This window comes from Streptomyces sp. NPDC026500, assembly GCF_055567635.1.
On the sequence record NZ_JBVHQB010000019.1, the window covers coordinates 59,275 to 75,973 of the forward strand.

Below are 16,699 nucleotides of genomic sequence, written 5' to 3' on the forward strand. Positions count from 1 at the left end.
CGACAGGTGGCACCAGCGATCGGCACCAGTGACTGACCCCAGCGACCGGCGCAGCCCCTGCTCAGTGAGTCGGAGCACTGTGGTCCTCGCACGGGGACGTAGGCCTGGCGCGGGCAGGCTCGCTGTCATCAGACAACACCATGTCATTGGTGGCCGGCTCAGCGGGCTGATCGGGTAGCCATGGCACACGAGCGCCGTGGACTCATGGGCTCACTTCATGGCGTCCCGGTGCCGGTGGGGCATCCGTCACTGCTTCGAGGGGGATGTCCAGCCGGTCGGCGACGGCGGCGAGGGCTGTTCCCAGCGAGAGGGCGATTCGGGCGAGGGCGTGTTGGTCGCCCCGGGTCGGGTCCCGGTTGACGATCACCACCGGCTTCCCGGCCTGGGCCGCCTGACGGACGAACCGCAGCCCCGACATCACCGTCAGTGAGGAGCCCAGCACCAGAAGCGAAGTCGCCTCACGGACCAGCCCGCGGCAGTGCTCGACCCGCGACGGCGGAACGGCTTCGCCGAAGAACACCACGTCCGGCTTGAGGATGCCGCCGCAGACCGCGCAGGGAACCACGCGGAAGTCTCCGACCTGGTCATCGGTCAGGTCGGCGTCACCGTCCGGGTTGATTGCGGCGGCCACCGGCTCGAAGGCTGGATTGGCCTTCTCCAGCTGCCGGGCGAGTTCGCGGCGCGGGCTGAAGGCGCCGCAGGAAAGGCAGACGACCCGGTCCAGGCTTCCGTGGAGTTCCACGACGCCCTCGCTGCCGACGGCCTGGTGCAGACCGTCGACGTTCTGAGTGATCACCCCCGAGAGCAGGCCGTGCCGCCCGAACGCGGCCACGGCCCGGTGCCCGTCGTTGGGGCGGGCACGGCCGAAGGTTCGCCAGCCGAGGTGGCTGCGCGCCCAGTACCGCCGACGGGCTTGGGAGCTTCCGGTGAAGTCCTGGTAGGTCATCGGGGTGTGCCGACTCAGGCTCCCACTCGGGCCCCGATAGTCAGGGATGCCCGATTCCGTGGAGATTCCCGCCCCGCTGAGCACAAGCACACCGCCGGTGCTCAGCGCGTCGGTGACCGGCTCCAGATCCGTGGTGCCCGGCGGCAGGTCCTCGGGAGGGGTCCAACTCAGAGTGGGGCGCATCCGCATGTTCCCAGGGTACGGACACGTTGACGGGTCCGCGGGCCGACAAGACCAGACCCCGACGACTTGGTCACCGTCGGGATCGTGGAGAGCCATGACTGGCGCGAAGGAAGCCCTCTTCCGCCTTCGCCTGATGCAGCTTGAGATCACCATTGTCCGGGTCGACCGCGCCCACGCGGGCAAACTTGTGGCCTGGGCGAGACAGCATCTCAACCTCACCGTCAGGTCCTTCATCGTCCGAAGGACAGCTCGCGGGCCGCCCAGCACGCGCACGCTTTTGACCCGGTAACCAGTAACCGCAAGCTCAGTAAGGAACGCGACATGCCCACGTGGACCCGCACGCTGCGTCAGACCGGCATCACCGAGCCGGACCTGCGGACTGCGTACGGCCAACAACGCAAGTTTGTCCGGCGCTTCAAGACCGAGGAGTTTCTGACGGTCCGGCTTCTGCTGCCGACGCGCCTGCATCCACCGATCATCGCCGCGGTCGCCTTCATGCACGAGACGGACGAGCGCATCGACACCGGCACCCGGGAAGCCCGCAGCGAAGCGCTGGGGGAGTGGGCGACCGTCACACGGGCGGTACTCGACGGCGCAACCCCCACCGATACGACTCTCAGGGCACTCGGGGATGCGGTCACGCGGCACCCGCAGCTGGGGCACCGTGTCGAGGCCTTCCTGCGGGGAGCGCGCCATGAGGTCGAGTACGCCGGCTTCCATACCGAGGACGAACTGCAGTCCTACATCGACGGGTACTCGCTGCCCGCGTTCATGCTCCTGGCCTGTCTGCTGGAGGAAGGGGACACCGCAGAGGCCGACGAGTTCGTGCGGCGCTGCCGTGACCTCATCGAGGCGATGCAGCGCGTCGACTTCCTCGACGACCTCGCCGAGGACGCGGAGCAGGGGCAGGTCGGTATCCCGGGCCAGGATCTGGAGCGTCACGGCCTGTCCGTCGAAGATCTCCGGAGCCCCACGAACGCTGTCCGTGCGCGGCTGGAGCAACTGGTCCAAGAACAGGTGGACCTGGCGCACCTGCGGCTGTCCGCAGGCAGGCATCTGGCGGACTTGGCGTCACGGCAGACGCGGCCCTTCATCACCGCCCTGCTGCAGGTGCAGGAACTCCGGTTGCAGGGGGTCAGCCGGAAGGGCGGCAGCCTGGCCGACGGTGGTGCACGTCCGTCTGTCCCGGCGCTGCTCGGCGTGTTGGCACGCCAGTACCGGGCAGCACGGCGGACGCGGTAGATGTCTCGGGCCTGCCCGGCCTGCCCGGCGTCCTCGGGCACCTCGGCGCGGTGCAGGACGTGTCGAGCTACGCAGGGCAGGCGCTTAGGACAGGTACGCAGTTTGTTCCTTACAGGCCATCTCAATTGGCCGGGCACGTTGTCGGCTCTGATGGGATCGTAGGGCGAAGATCCACCTCACCGCCTGCGCCCCATCGGCTCAGCGCAAGCTCGCCAATTGAGATGACCTGTCAGTGGTGTTGTGGGCTACGGGTGCCAGTGGCTCAAGTCGGCAGCTTCCAGTTCTGGGCGCCTGATCCGTTGCAGGTGTAGAGCTGGAGTTGGGTGCCGTTCGTGGTGGTGGAGTTGGGGTCGTCCAGGCACAGCTTGGACTGGGGGTTGATGAGCGATCCGTTGGCGCCCGTGGTCCATTGCTGGGCGCCGCTGCCGTTGCATGTCCACAGCTGGATCAGCGTGCCGTTGGTGGTTCCGCTGTGGTCGGCGTCCAGGCATTTGCCGAGGGTCCGGACCGTTCCGTCGCCGGCGATGATCCAGTCCTGGGCGTAGGTGTTGTTGCAGCTCCAGATCTGGACGTGGGTGCCGTCGGTGGTGGCGGAGCTTGCGTCGTCCAGGCACAGGTTCGATGCCACTGCCGACGTGATGGGGCCGATGCGGGGCGAGGTCGGGGCCGTGGTGTCACCGGCGTAGGAGGGCGGGGCCGCGGACGAGGCTGTTGCCCAGGAGGTGTTGGCGCTGGTGCCGAGGGTGTAGTTCAGCGTGCCGCCGGCGGTGATTGCCGTGGTGGGGGCGTAGGCGTTGTTCCAGGCGGTGCCGTTCCATGTCGCGGACTGCACATAGGGGGCGTTGTCGGCGGCGCCGTTGCCGTTGATCGTCAGTGTCTGGCCCGAGGGGAGTGTGACCACGGCTTGTGTGAACAGGGGGGAGCCCAGGGCGAGGTCGGAGGTGCCCGGGGTCTCGGGGTACATGCCGAGTGCGGACCACACGTACCAAGCGCTCATCGCGCCGAGATCGTCGTTGCCGTCGGCCAGCCCGCCGGGGGTGTTCGCCCAGATCTGGTCCTGGATCGCCCGGACGGTGCCCTGTGTCTTGTAGGGCTGCCCGGTGTAGTCGTATTCCCAAGGCAGTTCGATGCTGGGCTCGTTGCCGACCCACGCGTAGCCCTTGTCGCCGGTGTAGCTGCGCAACACGGTGTCCAGGTAGTGGTTCATCGCCGTGTTGCCGCCCTTGGCGTGCGCCAGGCCGCCGATATTGAACGGGATCATCCCGGTGTAGATCCAAGAGTCGGCTTCGACCATGTCGGTGCCGCTGGTGGGGTCGAAGCCGCCGGTCCAGGAGCCGCCGGCGTTGCGCGGTTCGACGAAGCCGGAGGCGGGATTGAGCACGTTGCGCCAGCCCTGGGCGCGGTTGGCGTAAGTCTTTTGGTGGCTGCTGTCGCCAAGTGCCCCGGCCAGCGCGGAGATTGCGAAGTCGGCGGTGTTGTACTCCAGCGTGGTGGCGACCGGACCGTAGAAGTTGCAGCAGCCGTAGCTGCCGTCGTGCGGCATGTATCCGGGTGAGTCCAGGTAGTTGAGGCCCGGCCGGTCGTTGTTGGCCGTGCTGGCCTGTTTGATCATGTCGGCCAGGGCGGTGGTTGTGTCGAAGTCCTTGGCACCGAAGGCGTAGTAGTCGGCGAGGATGGCGTCGGCCGGGTCGCCCACCATGACGTAGGACTCGCCGTTGTTCTCCGACCACTTGGGGAAGAGTCCGGTCTGGGTGTAGTCGTCGACCATCGATTGGGCGGTGTCCGAGGCGACCTGGGGGGCGAGCAGGGCTTCGAGTTGGGCCTGCGAGCGGTAGATGTCCCAGCCGGAGTAGTTGGCGTAGGCCGCTCTGTGGCCGGTGTCCACGGTGTGTGTTCTGCCGTCGAAGCCGTAGTACTGGCCGTTGGTGTCGCTGATGACGTTCGGGTGCAGCAGCGAGTGGTAGAGCGCGGTGTAGAAGCTCTGTTGCTGTGCGGCTGTTCCGCCGGCGATCTGTACTTTGCCGAGTGCGCTGTTCCAGGCGTTCTGCGCGGCGGTGCGGGTCGCGTTGAAGTCCCAGCCGGTGTTCTCCGCGGCCCGGTTGGCCGTCGCGTTGGCGATCGACACGTAGGAGATGCCGACTTTGGCCTGCACCACCGGGTTGGTGGTGGTGTTGAAGGTGACGTAGCCGTTCGAGGCGGCAGCGTTGGGGGAGGCGCTGCCCTTGGCGGACTTCGGGGCCGGTGTGGTGGGGGGCTTGCCGTGAAGTACCGGCTTGTTGGGCTTCTCGGCGGCATTCTTGGACGCCGCGCCGGGCCTCGAGGGGGTGGTGGCCGATGTCTTCGCGATCGAGGTGCCTTGCGAGGCGAACGGCTGGTCGAAGACCATGTCGAAGTACACGCTGTACGTGTTCCCCGCGCCGCAGAAGTGGCCGCTGGTGACTTGGCCGCTCACCTCGGTGTTCGAGACCTTGGTGAACTGCGTCGAGCTGGCGCCGTTCTGGCTTCCGGTGAGTTTGAAGATCAGGTTGGCCTGGCTGCTCGAGGGGAAGGTGAAGCGGGCCATACCGCTGCGTGTCGTGGTGGTCAGCTCGGTCGTCACCTGGTTGTTGAGGGCGACTTTGTACGAGCCGGCCGACGCCGACTCGTTGGAGTGCGAGAACGCGTCTGTCGCACCGGTGTTCACGGCGCCGACCGTGGGCAGCACCGGTATGTCGCCGGCCGCACCGCAGCCGGGTCCGGCGATGTGGGTGAGGCTGAAGCCGGTGATGGACGAGTCGTTGTACTCGTAACCGCCACCAGAGGGACGCGACGGCGTGTCCGGGCTCCACTGCACCATGCCGAACGGCACGTCGGCCCCGGGGAAGTCGTCAGCCTCGTTCGACGTCCCGATGAACGGGTTGACCACGGTGGCCGGCGACGTGAGGAACGCGGCGCTGTCGGCTGCCGACGCAGGTGTGCACAGCCCGGCCGCGGCCAGTGCCGCAACCGCAAGTAAGCCGATCGCGCTGGTTCCGGGGGGTCTCGACAGTCGTGTGATCACGGGCGTTTCTCCTCTACTCGGGGGCGGGAGACGGAGTTGACAACGTTGTCTCCATGCGAAGAGCGCGACACTGGGCAACGACCGAGGTTGACAACGTTGTCTCATCGCCGGGATGGGGCGGCTGGTGATGCGACGCATTGACGGGGGCCCCGGGGCCGCGAGCACCTGGGGGCGCAGACGAGAACGCTTCGTGAAGCTAGCCACAAGGCAGGGTCATGTCAATGACTCGCGCAAGCGGTCGGTCCCGAGCGCACTGGGGCCGTGGTCATGGGGTTACTGCCCACTCCGCCGAATCTCGGTGAGGTGTCTGCGGAGCAGCGCGACGGCGATGATCCGAGGAGGCGGGTTGTTCGTCGGCTGGGAGAGCGGGGGCGATCGAGCCGTGTCCGGCTTCAGATGGAGCGTGGCAAGGCGGGACAGGCGGCGCGAGTTGGAGCCGAGTCGCGACGGTCATCCGAAGACCGGAGTGTGGCTGGTGGAAGCGGTCGGAGGGGTGGGTTCGGTGGCTGCTGCCCAGCTGGTCACGCAGCGACGCCGGAAACTGCTGTTCAGGCCATCCCATTCACCCGCGTCGCCCCGGCCAGTTGCCCTTTGGCCGAACTGCGGCCTCCGTGAGATCGAGGTGCCTGGCGATCTTTCCGACCGAACGGTCACCGCGACGGCACCTCGACCATCTCGGCCTTGAACTCCGGCGTGAACGAACGCCAACAGGCTGACCCGCGATTGACCTTGGGGCGTACTGGCCTGGGGGTTCGGCCGGCTGGTGTTCTCTCGCAGATCGGCCCGTTACTCGTATCGGTACTTCAGCGAGTCCGCCTCCGCCTGCTCGATGTCGGCGATCGTCAGCTCCGGCATCCGCAGTTGGGCCAGCGTCACCTCGGCCGAGGTCGGCTGGGCGTCCGTCGGCAGCCACTGCTCCGGCTTCCAGGCCCCGCTGCGCAGGAGCGACTTGGGGCAGTGCGGGTAGACCTCCTCGATCCCCAGCACCAGGGCACTGGCCGGCGGCTTTCCCACGGCGGTCAGCTGCGAGAGCAGCTCCGGGCGGGTGGAGACGACAGCCCGGCCGTTCACCCGCAGGGTGGTGGTCCGCCCGGGGATGACGAACAGGAGTCCGGCCCGTCCGGTGGCGATGACGTTCTGCAGGGTGTCCAGCCGCTTGTTGCCGGTCGCGTCCGGTATCGCCACCGTCCGTGCGTCCAGGACGGCGACGAACCCGGCGGGGCCGCCGCGCGGCGAGACGTCGCAGTTGCCCTCGGTATCCGCGCTGGCGACCAGGACCAGCGATGAGCAGCCGATCAACCGCCGCGTGTGCTCGGTGAGTTCGGTCATCTGCTTGCGCACGGCCGCGTCGCCGGGGAGTTCGTACGCCCGGCGCAACGCCTCCTGGTCGGGCACGGCGTCGAGGCGGAGCGAGTCGAAGGCACTGCCGGCAAGGGGTGTTGTCATGCCTCCGACCCTAACGAGCCGACTTGCGATTGATCTTGGCCGGGGGGTGGGTGGATAGAGACGGCCACGCAAGTTGTCTTCCCCTGCTCTCCGTGATGGACATCAACCCTCCCGGTGGGCCGAAACGCCTGATCTTCGATGTCGGCCAAAACGCATCAAGCGCAGTGCGTTCGACTGCTTTGGACGCCGACCGCGTACCAGTTCCGAGCCCAGCCCCCTACCTGCTACCACCCTGCTACCATGCGGGTGTGAATTCCACGAAGAAGCAGACGCAGGTCCGGCTGGAAGAGGATGTGCTCGCGGCCGGCAAGGCCGCCGCGGCCGCCCGTCGGCTGGACTTCAATAAGTACGTGGAGCGCCTCATCATCGAGGACACCACCGGCGCCCGCGCCGCCGGCATGACGGCCGCCCAGCGGCTCATCGATGAGCACGGCACTTTCCTCGACGATCTGGAGCAGCAGCTCGACGCTCCGTACGCCGATCCGCGGCCGGGCGCCGCCGCGTGATCCTGCACGTCGACGAATCCTGGATCCTCGAAGTGGCGGAACGTGCCGGGCACCGCGACCCGGCCGCCGACGACTACGGCGTGCCCATCGCCGCCGTCGCCCGCCATCGCGGCGAACTCCTCGACACACCCGTTTACGACGGCGCCTACGCCCGCGCCGCCGCCCTCGTCCACAACCTGGGCCGCTGCCGCTGGCTGGAGCGTTCCAATCTCACCGTCGCCTGCGCCGTCGCCGTCATGTACCTCGAGGCCAGCAACATTCCGGTCAACCCCACACGCGAGCAGCTCACCGCGCTCGCCCACGAGTTGAACAACCCGCGCTGCACCGCCGCCCGGATCGCCACCTTCCTGCGCACCTGGAAACCCTGAGCCCGGGGTGCGGCTGCGTGTCCGCTGCGGACACGAGAGCTTTTGGTCGGTCCTGCCGGCCATGGGGGCCGCGAACTTTCGTTCGTGGGCGGGGCGCGGCCCCGGAAGCGCAGGTGGGAAGGGTCGACCCTGAGCCGTTCGTCCCGAGTGCGGTTGTCGGAAACTGGGGCCGTCCACGTCCCGGCGCCGCCCGGCGCCATGTTCCTGAGCTCGCCCCGGGCGCTTCCCGATACCGGGATCAGGTGCGCCGGCCCCGGTCGGCGGTGGAGTAGCCGGCGATGTCGAGAACCTTGGTGCCGGTGTATCCGGGCGGTGTCGGCACGCTGACGTAGGTGTACGCGGCAGCCTGGGCCGGCGCGGCCGCGACGACCGCCGTGAACGGTGCCGCCCCGACGCCGCCGGCCTCGACGCCGGCGGCGACCCTCTGGCTTGCTTTCATGTGTTTCTCCCGGTGACGACATGTGATGTGCGTGCAAACGACGCCGGTCGGCGCCGAGATCCTCGGCGAGGGACTTCGAGTACGGCCGGAAAGCACAGCTCAGAGGTGCCCGAGGGGGTCGAGAATGAGGGCGAGACCTCGTTGTGCAGGGGGGACCATGGGGCTCAGGGTGCACTTCACGGCGGAAGACCTCGCGCGGATACGGATAGCCCAGGGGCCCGACCCGATGTGGGAGATCGTGCTGAGCGCGACCCTGCTGGACGGCACCGCGGGCCGGGCCGTCTTCGACCCGTGGCGGGCGGGCGCCCGAAGCCGGCTGCGGGACCGCCTGCCCCGCCAGGACGCCCGGCTGATCCGCTATCTGGCGCCCCGCACCGGGGACTTCCCGGACTTCCTGACCCCCGTCAGGACGACCGTGGACCTGGCCGAAGGGATCGAGGCGGTACGCGCCACCCCGGCCCGACGGTCGCGTCAGAATCTGGCCGTCCTCCCCACGGCGCCGGCCTGGGCCCGCCCGCTGGCCGACAGCGCCCACGCCGCGCTCACCGGCCTCGGCAACGCCCTGCACCGCTACTACCACGCCGCCCTCGGCCCCTACTGGCCGCAGATCCAGGCCCTGGTCGACGCCGACCGCACCGCCCGCAGCCGCGCCCTGCTCCGCCACGGCGTCGACGGACTCCTGCACAGTCTGCGGCCCACCCTGGACTGGTCCCCGTCGGTGCTGACTGCGCCCTACCCGGTCGACCGCGACCTCCACCTCGCCGGGCGCGGCCTGCTCCTGGTGCCCTCGGTGTTCTGCTGGCGCACCCCGGTCACCCTCATCGACACCGAACTCCCTCCGGTCCTGGTCTACCCCGTCGCCCACCGGCCCGGCTGGTGCGCCGACCCAGCCGCCCGACCCGGATCCGGCAGTCTCGCAGCCCTCCTCGGCCCCACCCGGGCCAGCGTCCTGCGCGCCGTCGAAGACGGCTGCACGACCACCGAACTCGCCCGCCGCACCGGCACCACCGCCCCCACCGCCAGCCAGCACACGCTCATCCTGCGCGAGGCGAACCTGATCGTCTCCACCCGCCACCGCAACACCGTCGTCCACACGCTCACACCACTCGGAGCCGCACTGCTGCACGCCAACACCTGACCGGACAGGCCTCCGAGGCGCCCGTCCGGGCAGCGGGCCGTCCAGGAGCCGCAACGTGTGGGGGGCAGGGCCTCCCGGGCGTACGGTCTCGGCTGTCACACCCGCGTGGCCGGCTGCCTGCTCCGCATCGCGCAGCAAGGTCCTACCGAACCGGGAACTCGGCGCCGTCGATGAGGGGCAGCCGGGTAGTTGAGCCGACACGCCGCCCCCGTAGCGCTCCCTACTCAGGCCGGTCGCCAGGACGGCACCGGCCGCCCCGGGGCGCCCGGCGTCGCACGCCCGTATGACCAACGAGGCGAACCTCCAACGGTGATACCGGCGGTTTTTCCCCGACGGCCGCATTCGAAGGGTCGGCCGCCATCCCGGAAGGTGGGGCTGCCGACACCATCCGATCGCCTACGCAGGCTCGACCGCGGCTCACCATCACCGTCAGAGGCGGCACGATCCGGCGCAGCGGGCCGGCCTCGGGTACGACTGTCGAATCGAGGAGGCCGGGCTTTGAGCAGCCCCCAGGGCATGGCCCGTCCGAAGGGCGGGACAACAAGGCCCTGGCCGTGCAACCATTCGGACCTCGAACATGTCTCTCATAGTGAAATCATCGGTCCCCTTCACCAGAACATCTGGGGGCGTCATGCACCATCACCCATCCCGTGCAGCCGTTGTCGCGGGCGTCCTTCTCACCGCCGCCGCAGCCACGGTCCCCGCCTCCGCGGCAACACAGTCGAAGGCCTCTGCGCAGACTTCGCCGCCCGCGCGCATCGTCAACGCCCGGTGGGCCGGCCACTGCACGTTCGACCGGCTCGTCATCGACGTACGGGGCAGTGCCCCGCCAGTGACCGTGAAGCCGGTCAGGACGCCTACCTACGATCCTTCCGGGAAGAAGGTCCCACTTGCCGGGAAGTACTTCCTGGAGATCAGGCTCTCTCCCGCGGTCGCGCACGACGGTGCCGGCAAGTCGGTCTACCAGGGTCCCCGCCTGGTGAAGATCCAGTTGCCCAAGCTGAAGGGTCTCGCCTTCACCGGAGACTTCGAAGGGGTGGTCAGCTTCGCAACCGCGTTCCAGACCAAGCCCACGTACAAGGTCTTCAAGCTGCACAGCCCCGAGCGCGTGGTTCTGGACTTCAACCACGCCAACTCCTGCCGGTGAGTGCCGACCGTCACTGAAGTAGTCGCTGCCCAGCCCTGCCAGGGCTGGGCCGACGCCGTGGGGCGAGCCCGGAACCGGCAATGCGCGCCGGGGCAGTCCGCGTCGGGTGCGCCGGTGGGCGCGACATTCGTCCACCAGGGCGGCAGTCGGCCCGGGTCGGGCAGGGGAGCGGCGGGGCATCCAGTCCCTTCATGTCATGCTGGCCATCACCGGCCTTAGCCATGACGCGGACGCCTCGTCAACGCTCAACCCCAGATGATGTATCCGGTCGTGTCGTCGTGGCCGTCGTCCGGAAGGCCGATGTAAGCGCGCAGGGCCGCCCGGGTGTCGGGCAGGTGCCGGTTCTTGAGGAGCTCTTCGAACTTCTTCCCGTACGCGCCCCAGGGTTCGGCCTTCACCAATGCCTGGAGGAGACGTTGTTGTGACTCGGTGAGTTCTGCGAAATCGGGCAGGCCGTCGTGGAAGGGCTGGGCGAAAGCCAAGGTCAGGGTGGACCTCGCCGTCGAGCCAGTGTGGTTGCCGGGCATCGCTGTCAGACAGTCAGCCACGCCCCGAAGCACGGTCTCCCGGTCGTGGTCGGCGAGCGACAGAAGAGAGCGACTGATGTAACCGGGGATGTCGCCTTCGTTGTAGTCGATGTCCTGCTTCGGGGGTTCGGCCGCCGCCGCGGCGAGTTCGGCGATCACTCGCCCAGTCAGATCGGTGCCGAGCCCCGTGGCGTCCTCGGCGTTGCCGATCCGGGCCAGCGCGGTCGCCGCCGCCCAGCGGATCAAGGGCTCCGTGGCGTCCAGGTGAGGGCTGAGCCGGGACACGAGAGTCAGGTCGCCGAGCAGGCCGGTCGCCACCAGGGCGGTGGCCATTACCGTAACGGAGTCCTCGACCCGCAGGCGGTCGAGCAGACGGGGCAGTATGACGGGCGCCTCTTCGGGGAACCAGGCCGCGAGGTAGACGGTCCTGGTCCGGATGGCGGGGTCGGGATCGTCGAGGAGCGGGAGCAGGCCGGGGAGTTCGGCCCGTACCGCGTCGTAGGAGAGCAGGGCGCTCGCCCGAGAGTCCATCACCCGCTCGGCGGCCCACTCCGCACGTGTCTCCCTGATTCTGCCGCGCTTCTCCTCGTCCGGTTCGGCCGCTATCTGCTTGTCGTACCAGGCCAGTGCCTCGTCCATGCTCAATTCAGCCGCCGCCGCGCGCCAGGCGTTGATCTGGATGCCGCGGGGAAGGTCGTATTCGTCGTGCCAGTCCACCGCGAGTCTGGTCAGCAGCCGCAGTACCCCGTCCCGGACCGGGTGGGGGCCGGCCAGGGCGATCCGGGCCAGGAAGGGCACCGCGTACGGTGACGCGGAGTATCGGGTGCCCTGGTGAAAGATGTTGCCGAACAACGACGTCAAGGCGTTCTCGCGAGCGGCCTCGTCCTGCCCGCACAACGCGGTGAGTTGGCCGGGGACGTCCTGCGCCCTACCGTACGCGTGGCCGAGCTCGGCCCAGTCCACCTCGTGCAGGCCTTCGAGGAGGCCGCCCTCAACGTTGATCACCGCCTGACTGTCGCACACCCCACTGACAGTGAGTCCTGCCCCACCCCGCGTCGGGCGCCATGCCCGACGGAGTCCTGCGCGACGACCCGCCCGCGCTGCGGCCCCAGCACCTCTTCCGGTTCGACCCGCAAGCTTTCGAGCACGCCCTCGTCCGGCTGTCGGCCGTCCGCAGCCCGTGGCTGCGCGAGATCTACGAGAACCTCCCGCGGCAGACACGCGCCCGCATCTTCTAGCTCGCGACCCTGCACACGGTCAGCCGGGCCGGCGCCTACGGGGCCCGGCCAGCAACTGTCCCGTCTGCGAGGGCTCACCACGGCGTTGGTCTCCGCCCGTGATGATGTTTCCTGTCTACGTCGCGACGCGAGTGTTGCTGTGATCGGCCTGGAGAAGGTTCATGACTGTGCCGGCGTAGTGCCTGGGATCGGTTGCTGCGGCCCTGAGGCGGATGCGGCCGGTTCACGGTCCTCTACGGGGATGGGACGCCGGCGGGGCAGCAGCAGCGGGCTGGTGAGGATGAGCAGTCCCGCGACCGTGAGAGCGGTACGTGGGCTGGTGACGTCGGCGAGCAGTCCGCCGAGCGCCGTGAAGATGGCGATGGACGCCTGCTGGCCGATCGACCAGGCCGACAGGGTGCGGGCGACGAGATGGTTGGGGGTGTGCTCGAGCCGGTAGGTGGCGAGCACCGGGGTGTACAGGCTCATGTTGATGATGGTGGCCAGCTCGACAGCTGTCACCGTGACGAGGCCGATGACGCCGGGACGGACGAAGGCCAGGCCGATCAGCCAGATGGCGCGCAGAGTGCCGACAGTCCGGAAGACCCCGTGCCGGCCGTAGCGGGCCACGACGCGGCGGGCCAGCCTGGAGCCGATGAGTCCGCCGAAACAGGGGGCGGCGAAGGCGAGGCTGCCAGGGCGGGAATCCGAGCTGGCGAAGCAGGAGCACGGCCAGCAGCGGCTCGGTCGCCATGATCAGACCGGCGACGAGCATGTTGTTGAGGTAGAGCGCCCGCAAACCGGGATCGCCCAGGATGTGGCGCCAGCCGTCGAGCAATGCGCCCGCCCGGACGCGGCTTTTGCCGATGGTTCCCGGCGCTCCTTCTCGGCCGCGAATCGCGGTGATGCCCAGCGCGGAGAACAGGTGGCTGAGCGCGTCGGCCACCAGGGTGATGACTGGCCCGAACAAGCCGATCGCCGCCCCGCCCAGTGGTGGTCCCGGCAGCGAGCTGCAACCCTTTGCTGTCCTGAGAACGGTCATGTGCGTGGACCACGAAGCCGACGCACCCTTGTCGCCGCTGCGGACGTCGGCCGGTTCCAGCAAGCCGCCGCTGCGCTGTCGATCACCCGCAGGCCGTGTCCTCTCGCACTGGCGGGCGCGAGCCCGGTATTTGTGCCCGATAGGCACCGACACCTATGCCTGACGCGGACCGGCGAGGCGCTCGGCCAGGAACGCGCGCTCGGCGTCGTTCTCGGTCAACTCCAGCGCCTGGCGGTAGGCGATCGACGCCTCCTCCGAGCGGCCCAGCCGACGCAGCAGGTCCGCCTTGATCGCCGGTAGGTATTGGTATTTCGCAAGCCGGCCGTCCTTCTCCAACTCCGCAACATCCGCCAGCGCCTGCGCCGGACCCGAGACCATCGACACCGCCACCGTGCGGTTCAACGCCACCACCGGTGAGGGCCACACCGACAGCAACTCGTCGTACAGGGTCACGATCTGAGGCCAGTCCGTACGGTCGTAGGACGACGCCTCGGCGTAGACCGAGGCGATGGCAGCCTGCAGGACATAGCGGCCCGGTCGCCCGCCGCGCAGCCCGTCCACGATCAGGCCGTGCGCCTCGGCCATCGCTGAGCGGTCCCAGAGCGATCGATCCTGGTCCTCCAGCCGCAGCAGACGACCGTCGGCGTCGACCCGGGTGGCGCGCCGGGCGTCGGTGACCAGCAGCAGGGCGAGCAGCCCCCGCGCCTCCCGTTCGTCGGGCATCAGCTCACGCAGCATCCGGGTCAGCCGCAGCGATTGGTCCACCAGGTCCGTACGCACCAGCGACGCGCCGGACGGCGCGGTGTGCCCGGCAGTGAACAGCAGATGGATCACGCCCAGAACCGCGCGCAGTCGATCCGGCAGTTCACCCGTTCCCGGGAGCCGGAAGGGGATCCGCGCGGCCGAGATCTTCTTCTTCGCCCGGGTCATCCGGGCGGCCATCGTCGGCTCCGAAACCAGAAGCGCCCGTGCGATATCAGTGGTCGCCACACCGCACACCAGTCGCAACGTGAGTGCCAACTGCGCCTCCTGCGCCAACGCCGGATGGCAGCACATGAAGATCAGCCGCAATCGCTCGTCCGGTACCACGTGTTCAGGCTCGACGGCGGACGGTTCGTCGATCGCCACCTCGAGCTCCGTCTCCTCGGGCTGTACCAGCAGCGGGAGTTTCGAGCGGAGCGTCTGCTCGCGTCGCACCGCGTCCATCGCGCGGCGCTTGGCCGCGGTGGTGAGCCAGGCCACCGGTTTGTTCGGGATCCCGTCGCGGGCCCAGCTCGCCAGGGCGGCTGCGTACGCCTCCTGCACGCACTCCTCGGCCAGGTCCAGGTCGCGTGCGACGCGCACCGTCGCGGCGAGCACCAGGGCGCACCCGCGACGGTGCGCGTCCGCGACCGCCGATTCGACGTCTGCCATGGGCGTCATGCCGTAGCGGATCCATTCGCGATGAAGCCGCCCTCTACGGGCCGCACTTCGACACCGCCGCCCTGCTGGGTGGCGGGATTGGCACGGGCGATCTTCAGGGCGGCGTCCAGGTCGGGCGCCTCGATGATGGCGAAGCCGGCGATGACCTCCTTGGCATCGACGAACGGGCCGTCCGTCACCACGTCGCCGTGGATCGAAGTCGCCGTGTCGGCGGCGGACCGCAGCGCGAACGCCGCGACCAGGGCCCCGGACTCCACCATGTCCTCGAAGTGGCGGTCATGGGCCTCCCGAGCCCCGGGAATTACCTCGGCCTCGTCGACGTGGGCCTTCGCGTAGATCAGGATCGCGTACTGAGCCATGGTGGCTGTCCCTCCTTGCGGTTGCTGTTGCCTTACGCCCCTATGTCGAACGGCCGGACCGGAATCGACAGTCCTCCTCGAAACTCATTCGGCCGATACCCCGCAACGTGACGATCCCCCGAGCTGACGCGGCGGACCGGTGAGGCTTGCCGACCGGGTCAGATCTTCAAGAGCCGAGTGAGGTCAGGAGTGTGAGGACTTTGGGCCAGCCTGCCTCTCGAGCGGCGGCATCGCCCGCGCGGGTGCCGCCGAGGTCGGTCTCCCGACGGGTCACGGGTTGAATCAGATGGGTCCCGGCAGGGAGGTAGGGGAAGATGCCGACGCCGTGCCCGGAGTTCGGGTAGATCAGTGCCTGGTGCGGATACCGGTTGTGGGTGGCGTCGAGTTCCCGGACGATCTGCCGGGCCCATCGAGGCGAGGTCCAGAGCCTGTCGTCGGCACCTGCTATGGCGATGACGGGGCCGCTGACGTGGCCGAGTGGGATGAGCTCTTCGGCGACGGGCTTGCCGTTCCTTGTCCAGGCATAGGTGCCGTAGTCCGGAAATCCGCTGTGTACCTGTGCTGAGGGGGAGTAGACGACGGCACCGTGGATGAGGTCGGGGTAGTTGTCGGCGAGGAGCAGGGCAGCCTCACTGCCGCGCGAGTAGCCCATGGCCAGGATGTGGCGTGGGTCGACCCCCGGTTGTGTGGCCAGCAGCCGGGCGGCGGTGGCGAAGTACTCCAGGGGGATGTTCTCCAAGGCTCGGGGGAGGCCGGGGAGGTTGAAGTAGCCGAGCGACAGGGCCGGGTAGCCGTGCGAGGCGAGCAGGGCCGCAGCATGCGTCGTGCTGTTTCCCCCCTCTGAACCACCGAAGACGAGCACCGCCGGGTGCCGCGGCGTGCCAGGGGCCGGCTGATACAGGGTCCCGGCGATCTTGTCGGCCGCCACGGTGAGGTTCCTTTTGGTTACACCGGTTCCGAACCATGCGCGGGTCACCGTACGGGAGGCGACCCGATGTCCGTGCGCCGTGACGGTGAGGGTCACGTGGTAGGCCTGCTGGTGCGAGGAAGGCGGAACGAAGGAAGCGGCCTCGGGATCTCCCGTCGCCGGGGCCATCGACCAGAACAGGCCCATGCCGTCCCGAAGTTGGTAGGTGCCGGAAACCGGACGAGCCGTGTCCAGGTCGACCGAACCGCGGGCGTCCGCCCGGAAAGTGGCCCGTCCGCGCCACGGAACACCCTGACGGTCCACCGTCCGTGAGGTGACCGTGACCTCCTCGCCGGGCGACAGGCCACTGATCCGGGCGTGCACCGGTTCGTCCGTCAACGCCGCCGGAGCGCCCACCTTGAGTAATGCGTGGCTACCGGGAGCCGTGCATCCGGCAGTGCCTGCGCCGACGAGGGCGAGCACCGCCATGACACAGGCCCAGCCCGGTATCCGATCCCTCAAGAGTCCGCCCCTTGCCGCGTCCGCCGGCTTGCGAAGGCTGACGCGATCCAACTCGCCTCGCCCCGTTGAAAGTTTCAGAAAAATTACTCAACCACATCGACCGTAGACGTGCCAGAGTCGTGCCGCGGCCGGAACACGGTGATAGCGAACCGAGGGGAGGTCCTCTCGCAACTGGTCTTCTGAACAGTGCATTTGGTCCAATTCCTGGACTGGCTCCTGCGAGAAGCCAGGCATGGGACCCGTTCCGA

General features: G+C 68.7%; 14 protein-coding genes and 1 pseudogene. 6 read left to right on the forward strand and 9 right to left on the reverse strand.

Annotation, left to right across the window (positions count from 1 at the left end; all coding sequences use genetic code 11):
- Positions 1-202: 202 nt before the first annotated feature.
- Complete coding sequence (locus ACZ4N5_RS30130; protein ID WP_467760201.1) at positions 203-1,135, reverse strand: NAD-dependent protein deacetylase; 933 nt, start codon at positions 1,133-1,135, stop codon at positions 203-205.
- 315 nt (positions 1,136-1,450) lie between these two features.
- Between ACZ4N5_RS30130 and ACZ4N5_RS30135 the strand changes: the two genes are divergently transcribed.
- Entirely contained in the window at positions 1,451-2,371 is a 921-nt protein-coding gene (locus ACZ4N5_RS30135) for a phytoene/squalene synthase family protein (RefSeq protein ID WP_467760202.1), read from the forward strand.
- A 262-nt stretch (positions 2,372-2,633) separates the two neighbouring features.
- Here ACZ4N5_RS30135 and ACZ4N5_RS30140 read toward each other — a convergent pair whose 3' ends face one another.
- Both ACZ4N5_RS30140 and ACZ4N5_RS30145 read right to left on the reverse strand, forming a co-directional pair.
- On the reverse strand, positions 2,634-5,411 hold the full coding sequence (locus ACZ4N5_RS30140) for a lectin (protein ID WP_467760203.1): 2,778 nt from the start codon (positions 5,409-5,411) through the stop codon (positions 2,634-2,636).
- Positions 5,412-6,197: 786 nt separating this feature from the next.
- Positions 6,198-6,857 (reverse strand): MSMEG_1061 family FMN-dependent PPOX-type flavoprotein, encoded by a 660-nt coding sequence (locus tag ACZ4N5_RS30145; RefSeq protein WP_467760204.1) that lies wholly within the window; start codon positions 6,855-6,857, stop codon positions 6,198-6,200.
- Positions 6,858-7,105: 248 nt separating this feature from the next.
- Here ACZ4N5_RS30145 and ACZ4N5_RS30150 point away from each other — a divergent pair, with 248 nt between their 5' ends.
- On the forward strand, positions 7,106-7,363 hold the full coding sequence (locus ACZ4N5_RS30150; protein ID WP_467760205.1) for a hypothetical protein: 258 nt from the start codon (positions 7,106-7,108) through the stop codon (positions 7,361-7,363).
- A complete protein-coding gene (locus ACZ4N5_RS30155; RefSeq protein WP_355855307.1) occupies positions 7,360-7,731 on the forward strand; it encodes a fic family toxin-antitoxin system, toxin component in 372 nt (123 codons plus the stop codon). Before ACZ4N5_RS30150 ends, ACZ4N5_RS30155 begins: the two co-directional genes overlap by 4 nt.
- Positions 7,732-7,969: 238 nt before the next feature.
- On the opposite strand, the gene ACZ4N5_RS30160 is transcribed toward ACZ4N5_RS30155, so the two are convergent.
- On the reverse strand, positions 7,970-8,170 hold the full coding sequence (locus ACZ4N5_RS30160) for a hypothetical protein (RefSeq protein ID WP_467760206.1): 201 nt from the start codon (positions 8,168-8,170) through the stop codon (positions 7,970-7,972).
- A gap of 157 nt (positions 8,171-8,327) precedes the next feature.
- On the opposite strand from ACZ4N5_RS30160, the gene ACZ4N5_RS30165 reads away from it, so the two are divergent.
- Both ACZ4N5_RS30165 and ACZ4N5_RS30170 read left to right on the forward strand, forming a co-directional pair.
- Positions 8,328-9,308 (forward strand): ArsR/SmtB family transcription factor, encoded by a 981-nt coding sequence (locus ACZ4N5_RS30165; RefSeq protein ID WP_467760207.1) that lies wholly within the window; start codon positions 8,328-8,330, stop codon positions 9,306-9,308.
- Positions 9,309-9,939: 631 nt separating this feature from the next.
- Positions 9,940-10,455 carry an AMIN-like domain-containing (lipo)protein gene (locus ACZ4N5_RS30170; protein ID WP_467760208.1) on the forward strand — a complete coding sequence of 172 codons (516 nt, stop codon included), beginning with the start codon at positions 9,940-9,942 and terminating at the stop codon, positions 10,453-10,455.
- Positions 10,456-10,700: 245 nt separating this feature from the next.
- Here the strand turns inward: ACZ4N5_RS30170 and ACZ4N5_RS30175 are convergent, their stop codons facing one another.
- Positions 10,701-11,987, reverse strand: coding sequence for a HEAT repeat domain-containing protein (locus ACZ4N5_RS30175; RefSeq protein WP_467760209.1), 1,287 nt, complete (start codon positions 11,985-11,987; stop codon positions 10,701-10,703).
- 59 nt (positions 11,988-12,046) lie between these two features.
- On the opposite strand from ACZ4N5_RS30175, the gene ACZ4N5_RS30180 reads away from it, so the two are divergent.
- Positions 12,047-12,220 (forward strand): hypothetical protein, encoded by a 174-nt coding sequence (locus ACZ4N5_RS30180; protein WP_467760210.1) that lies wholly within the window; start codon positions 12,047-12,049, stop codon positions 12,218-12,220.
- 159 nt (positions 12,221-12,379) lie between these two features.
- On the opposite strand, the pseudogene ACZ4N5_RS30185 reads toward ACZ4N5_RS30180, so the two are convergent.
- From ACZ4N5_RS30185 to ACZ4N5_RS30200, 4 genes and pseudogenes are all read right to left on the reverse strand, one after another.
- Positions 12,380-13,199 (reverse strand): annotated as a pseudogene (locus ACZ4N5_RS30185) (MFS transporter); the annotation flags it as partial.
- A 195-nt stretch (positions 13,200-13,394) separates the two neighbouring features.
- The gene (locus tag ACZ4N5_RS30190) at positions 13,395-14,663 is read right to left on the reverse strand and encodes an RNA polymerase sigma factor (protein ID WP_467760211.1); all 1,269 of its coding nucleotides are present in this window, start codon (positions 14,661-14,663) and stop codon (positions 13,395-13,397) included.
- Positions 14,660-15,022 carry a YciI family protein gene (locus tag ACZ4N5_RS30195; RefSeq protein ID WP_467760212.1) on the reverse strand — a complete coding sequence of 121 codons (363 nt, stop codon included), beginning with the start codon at positions 15,020-15,022 and terminating at the stop codon, positions 14,660-14,662. The genes ACZ4N5_RS30190 and ACZ4N5_RS30195 overlap by 4 nt, the downstream gene beginning before the upstream one ends.
- Positions 15,023-15,188: 166 nt before the next feature.
- On the reverse strand, positions 15,189-16,451 hold the full coding sequence (locus tag ACZ4N5_RS30200; RefSeq protein WP_467760213.1) for an acyl-CoA thioesterase/BAAT N-terminal domain-containing protein: 1,263 nt from the start codon (positions 16,449-16,451) through the stop codon (positions 15,189-15,191).
- Between the last annotated feature and the right edge of the window lie 248 nt (positions 16,452-16,699).

Excerpts from the sequence above, each read along its gene's own strand:
- ACZ4N5_RS30130 (WP_467760201.1), bottom strand. The coding sequence starts at position 1,135 with ATGCGGATGCGCCCCACTCTGAGTTGGACCCCTCCCGAGGACCTGCCG.
- ACZ4N5_RS30135 (WP_467760202.1), top strand. The coding sequence starts at position 1,451 with ATGCCCACGTGGACCCGCACGCTGCGTCAGACCGGCATCACCGAGCCG.
- ACZ4N5_RS30145 (WP_467760204.1), bottom strand. The coding sequence starts at position 6,857 with ATGACAACACCCCTTGCCGGCAGTGCCTTCGACTCGCTCCGCCTCGAC.
- ACZ4N5_RS30160 (WP_467760206.1), bottom strand. The coding sequence starts at position 8,170 with ATGAAAGCAAGCCAGAGGGTCGCCGCCGGCGTCGAGGCCGGCGGCGTC.
- ACZ4N5_RS30165 (WP_467760207.1), top strand. The coding sequence starts at position 8,328 with ATGGGGCTCAGGGTGCACTTCACGGCGGAAGACCTCGCGCGGATACGG.
- ACZ4N5_RS30170 (WP_467760208.1), top strand. The coding sequence starts at position 9,940 with ATGCACCATCACCCATCCCGTGCAGCCGTTGTCGCGGGCGTCCTTCTC.
- ACZ4N5_RS30180 (WP_467760210.1), top strand. The coding sequence starts at position 12,047 with ATGCCCGACGGAGTCCTGCGCGACGACCCGCCCGCGCTGCGGCCCCAG.
- ACZ4N5_RS30190 (WP_467760211.1), bottom strand. The coding sequence starts at position 14,663 with ATGACGCCCATGGCAGACGTCGAATCGGCGGTCGCGGACGCGCACCGT.
- ACZ4N5_RS30195 (WP_467760212.1), bottom strand. The coding sequence starts at position 15,022 with ATGGCTCAGTACGCGATCCTGATCTACGCGAAGGCCCACGTCGACGAG.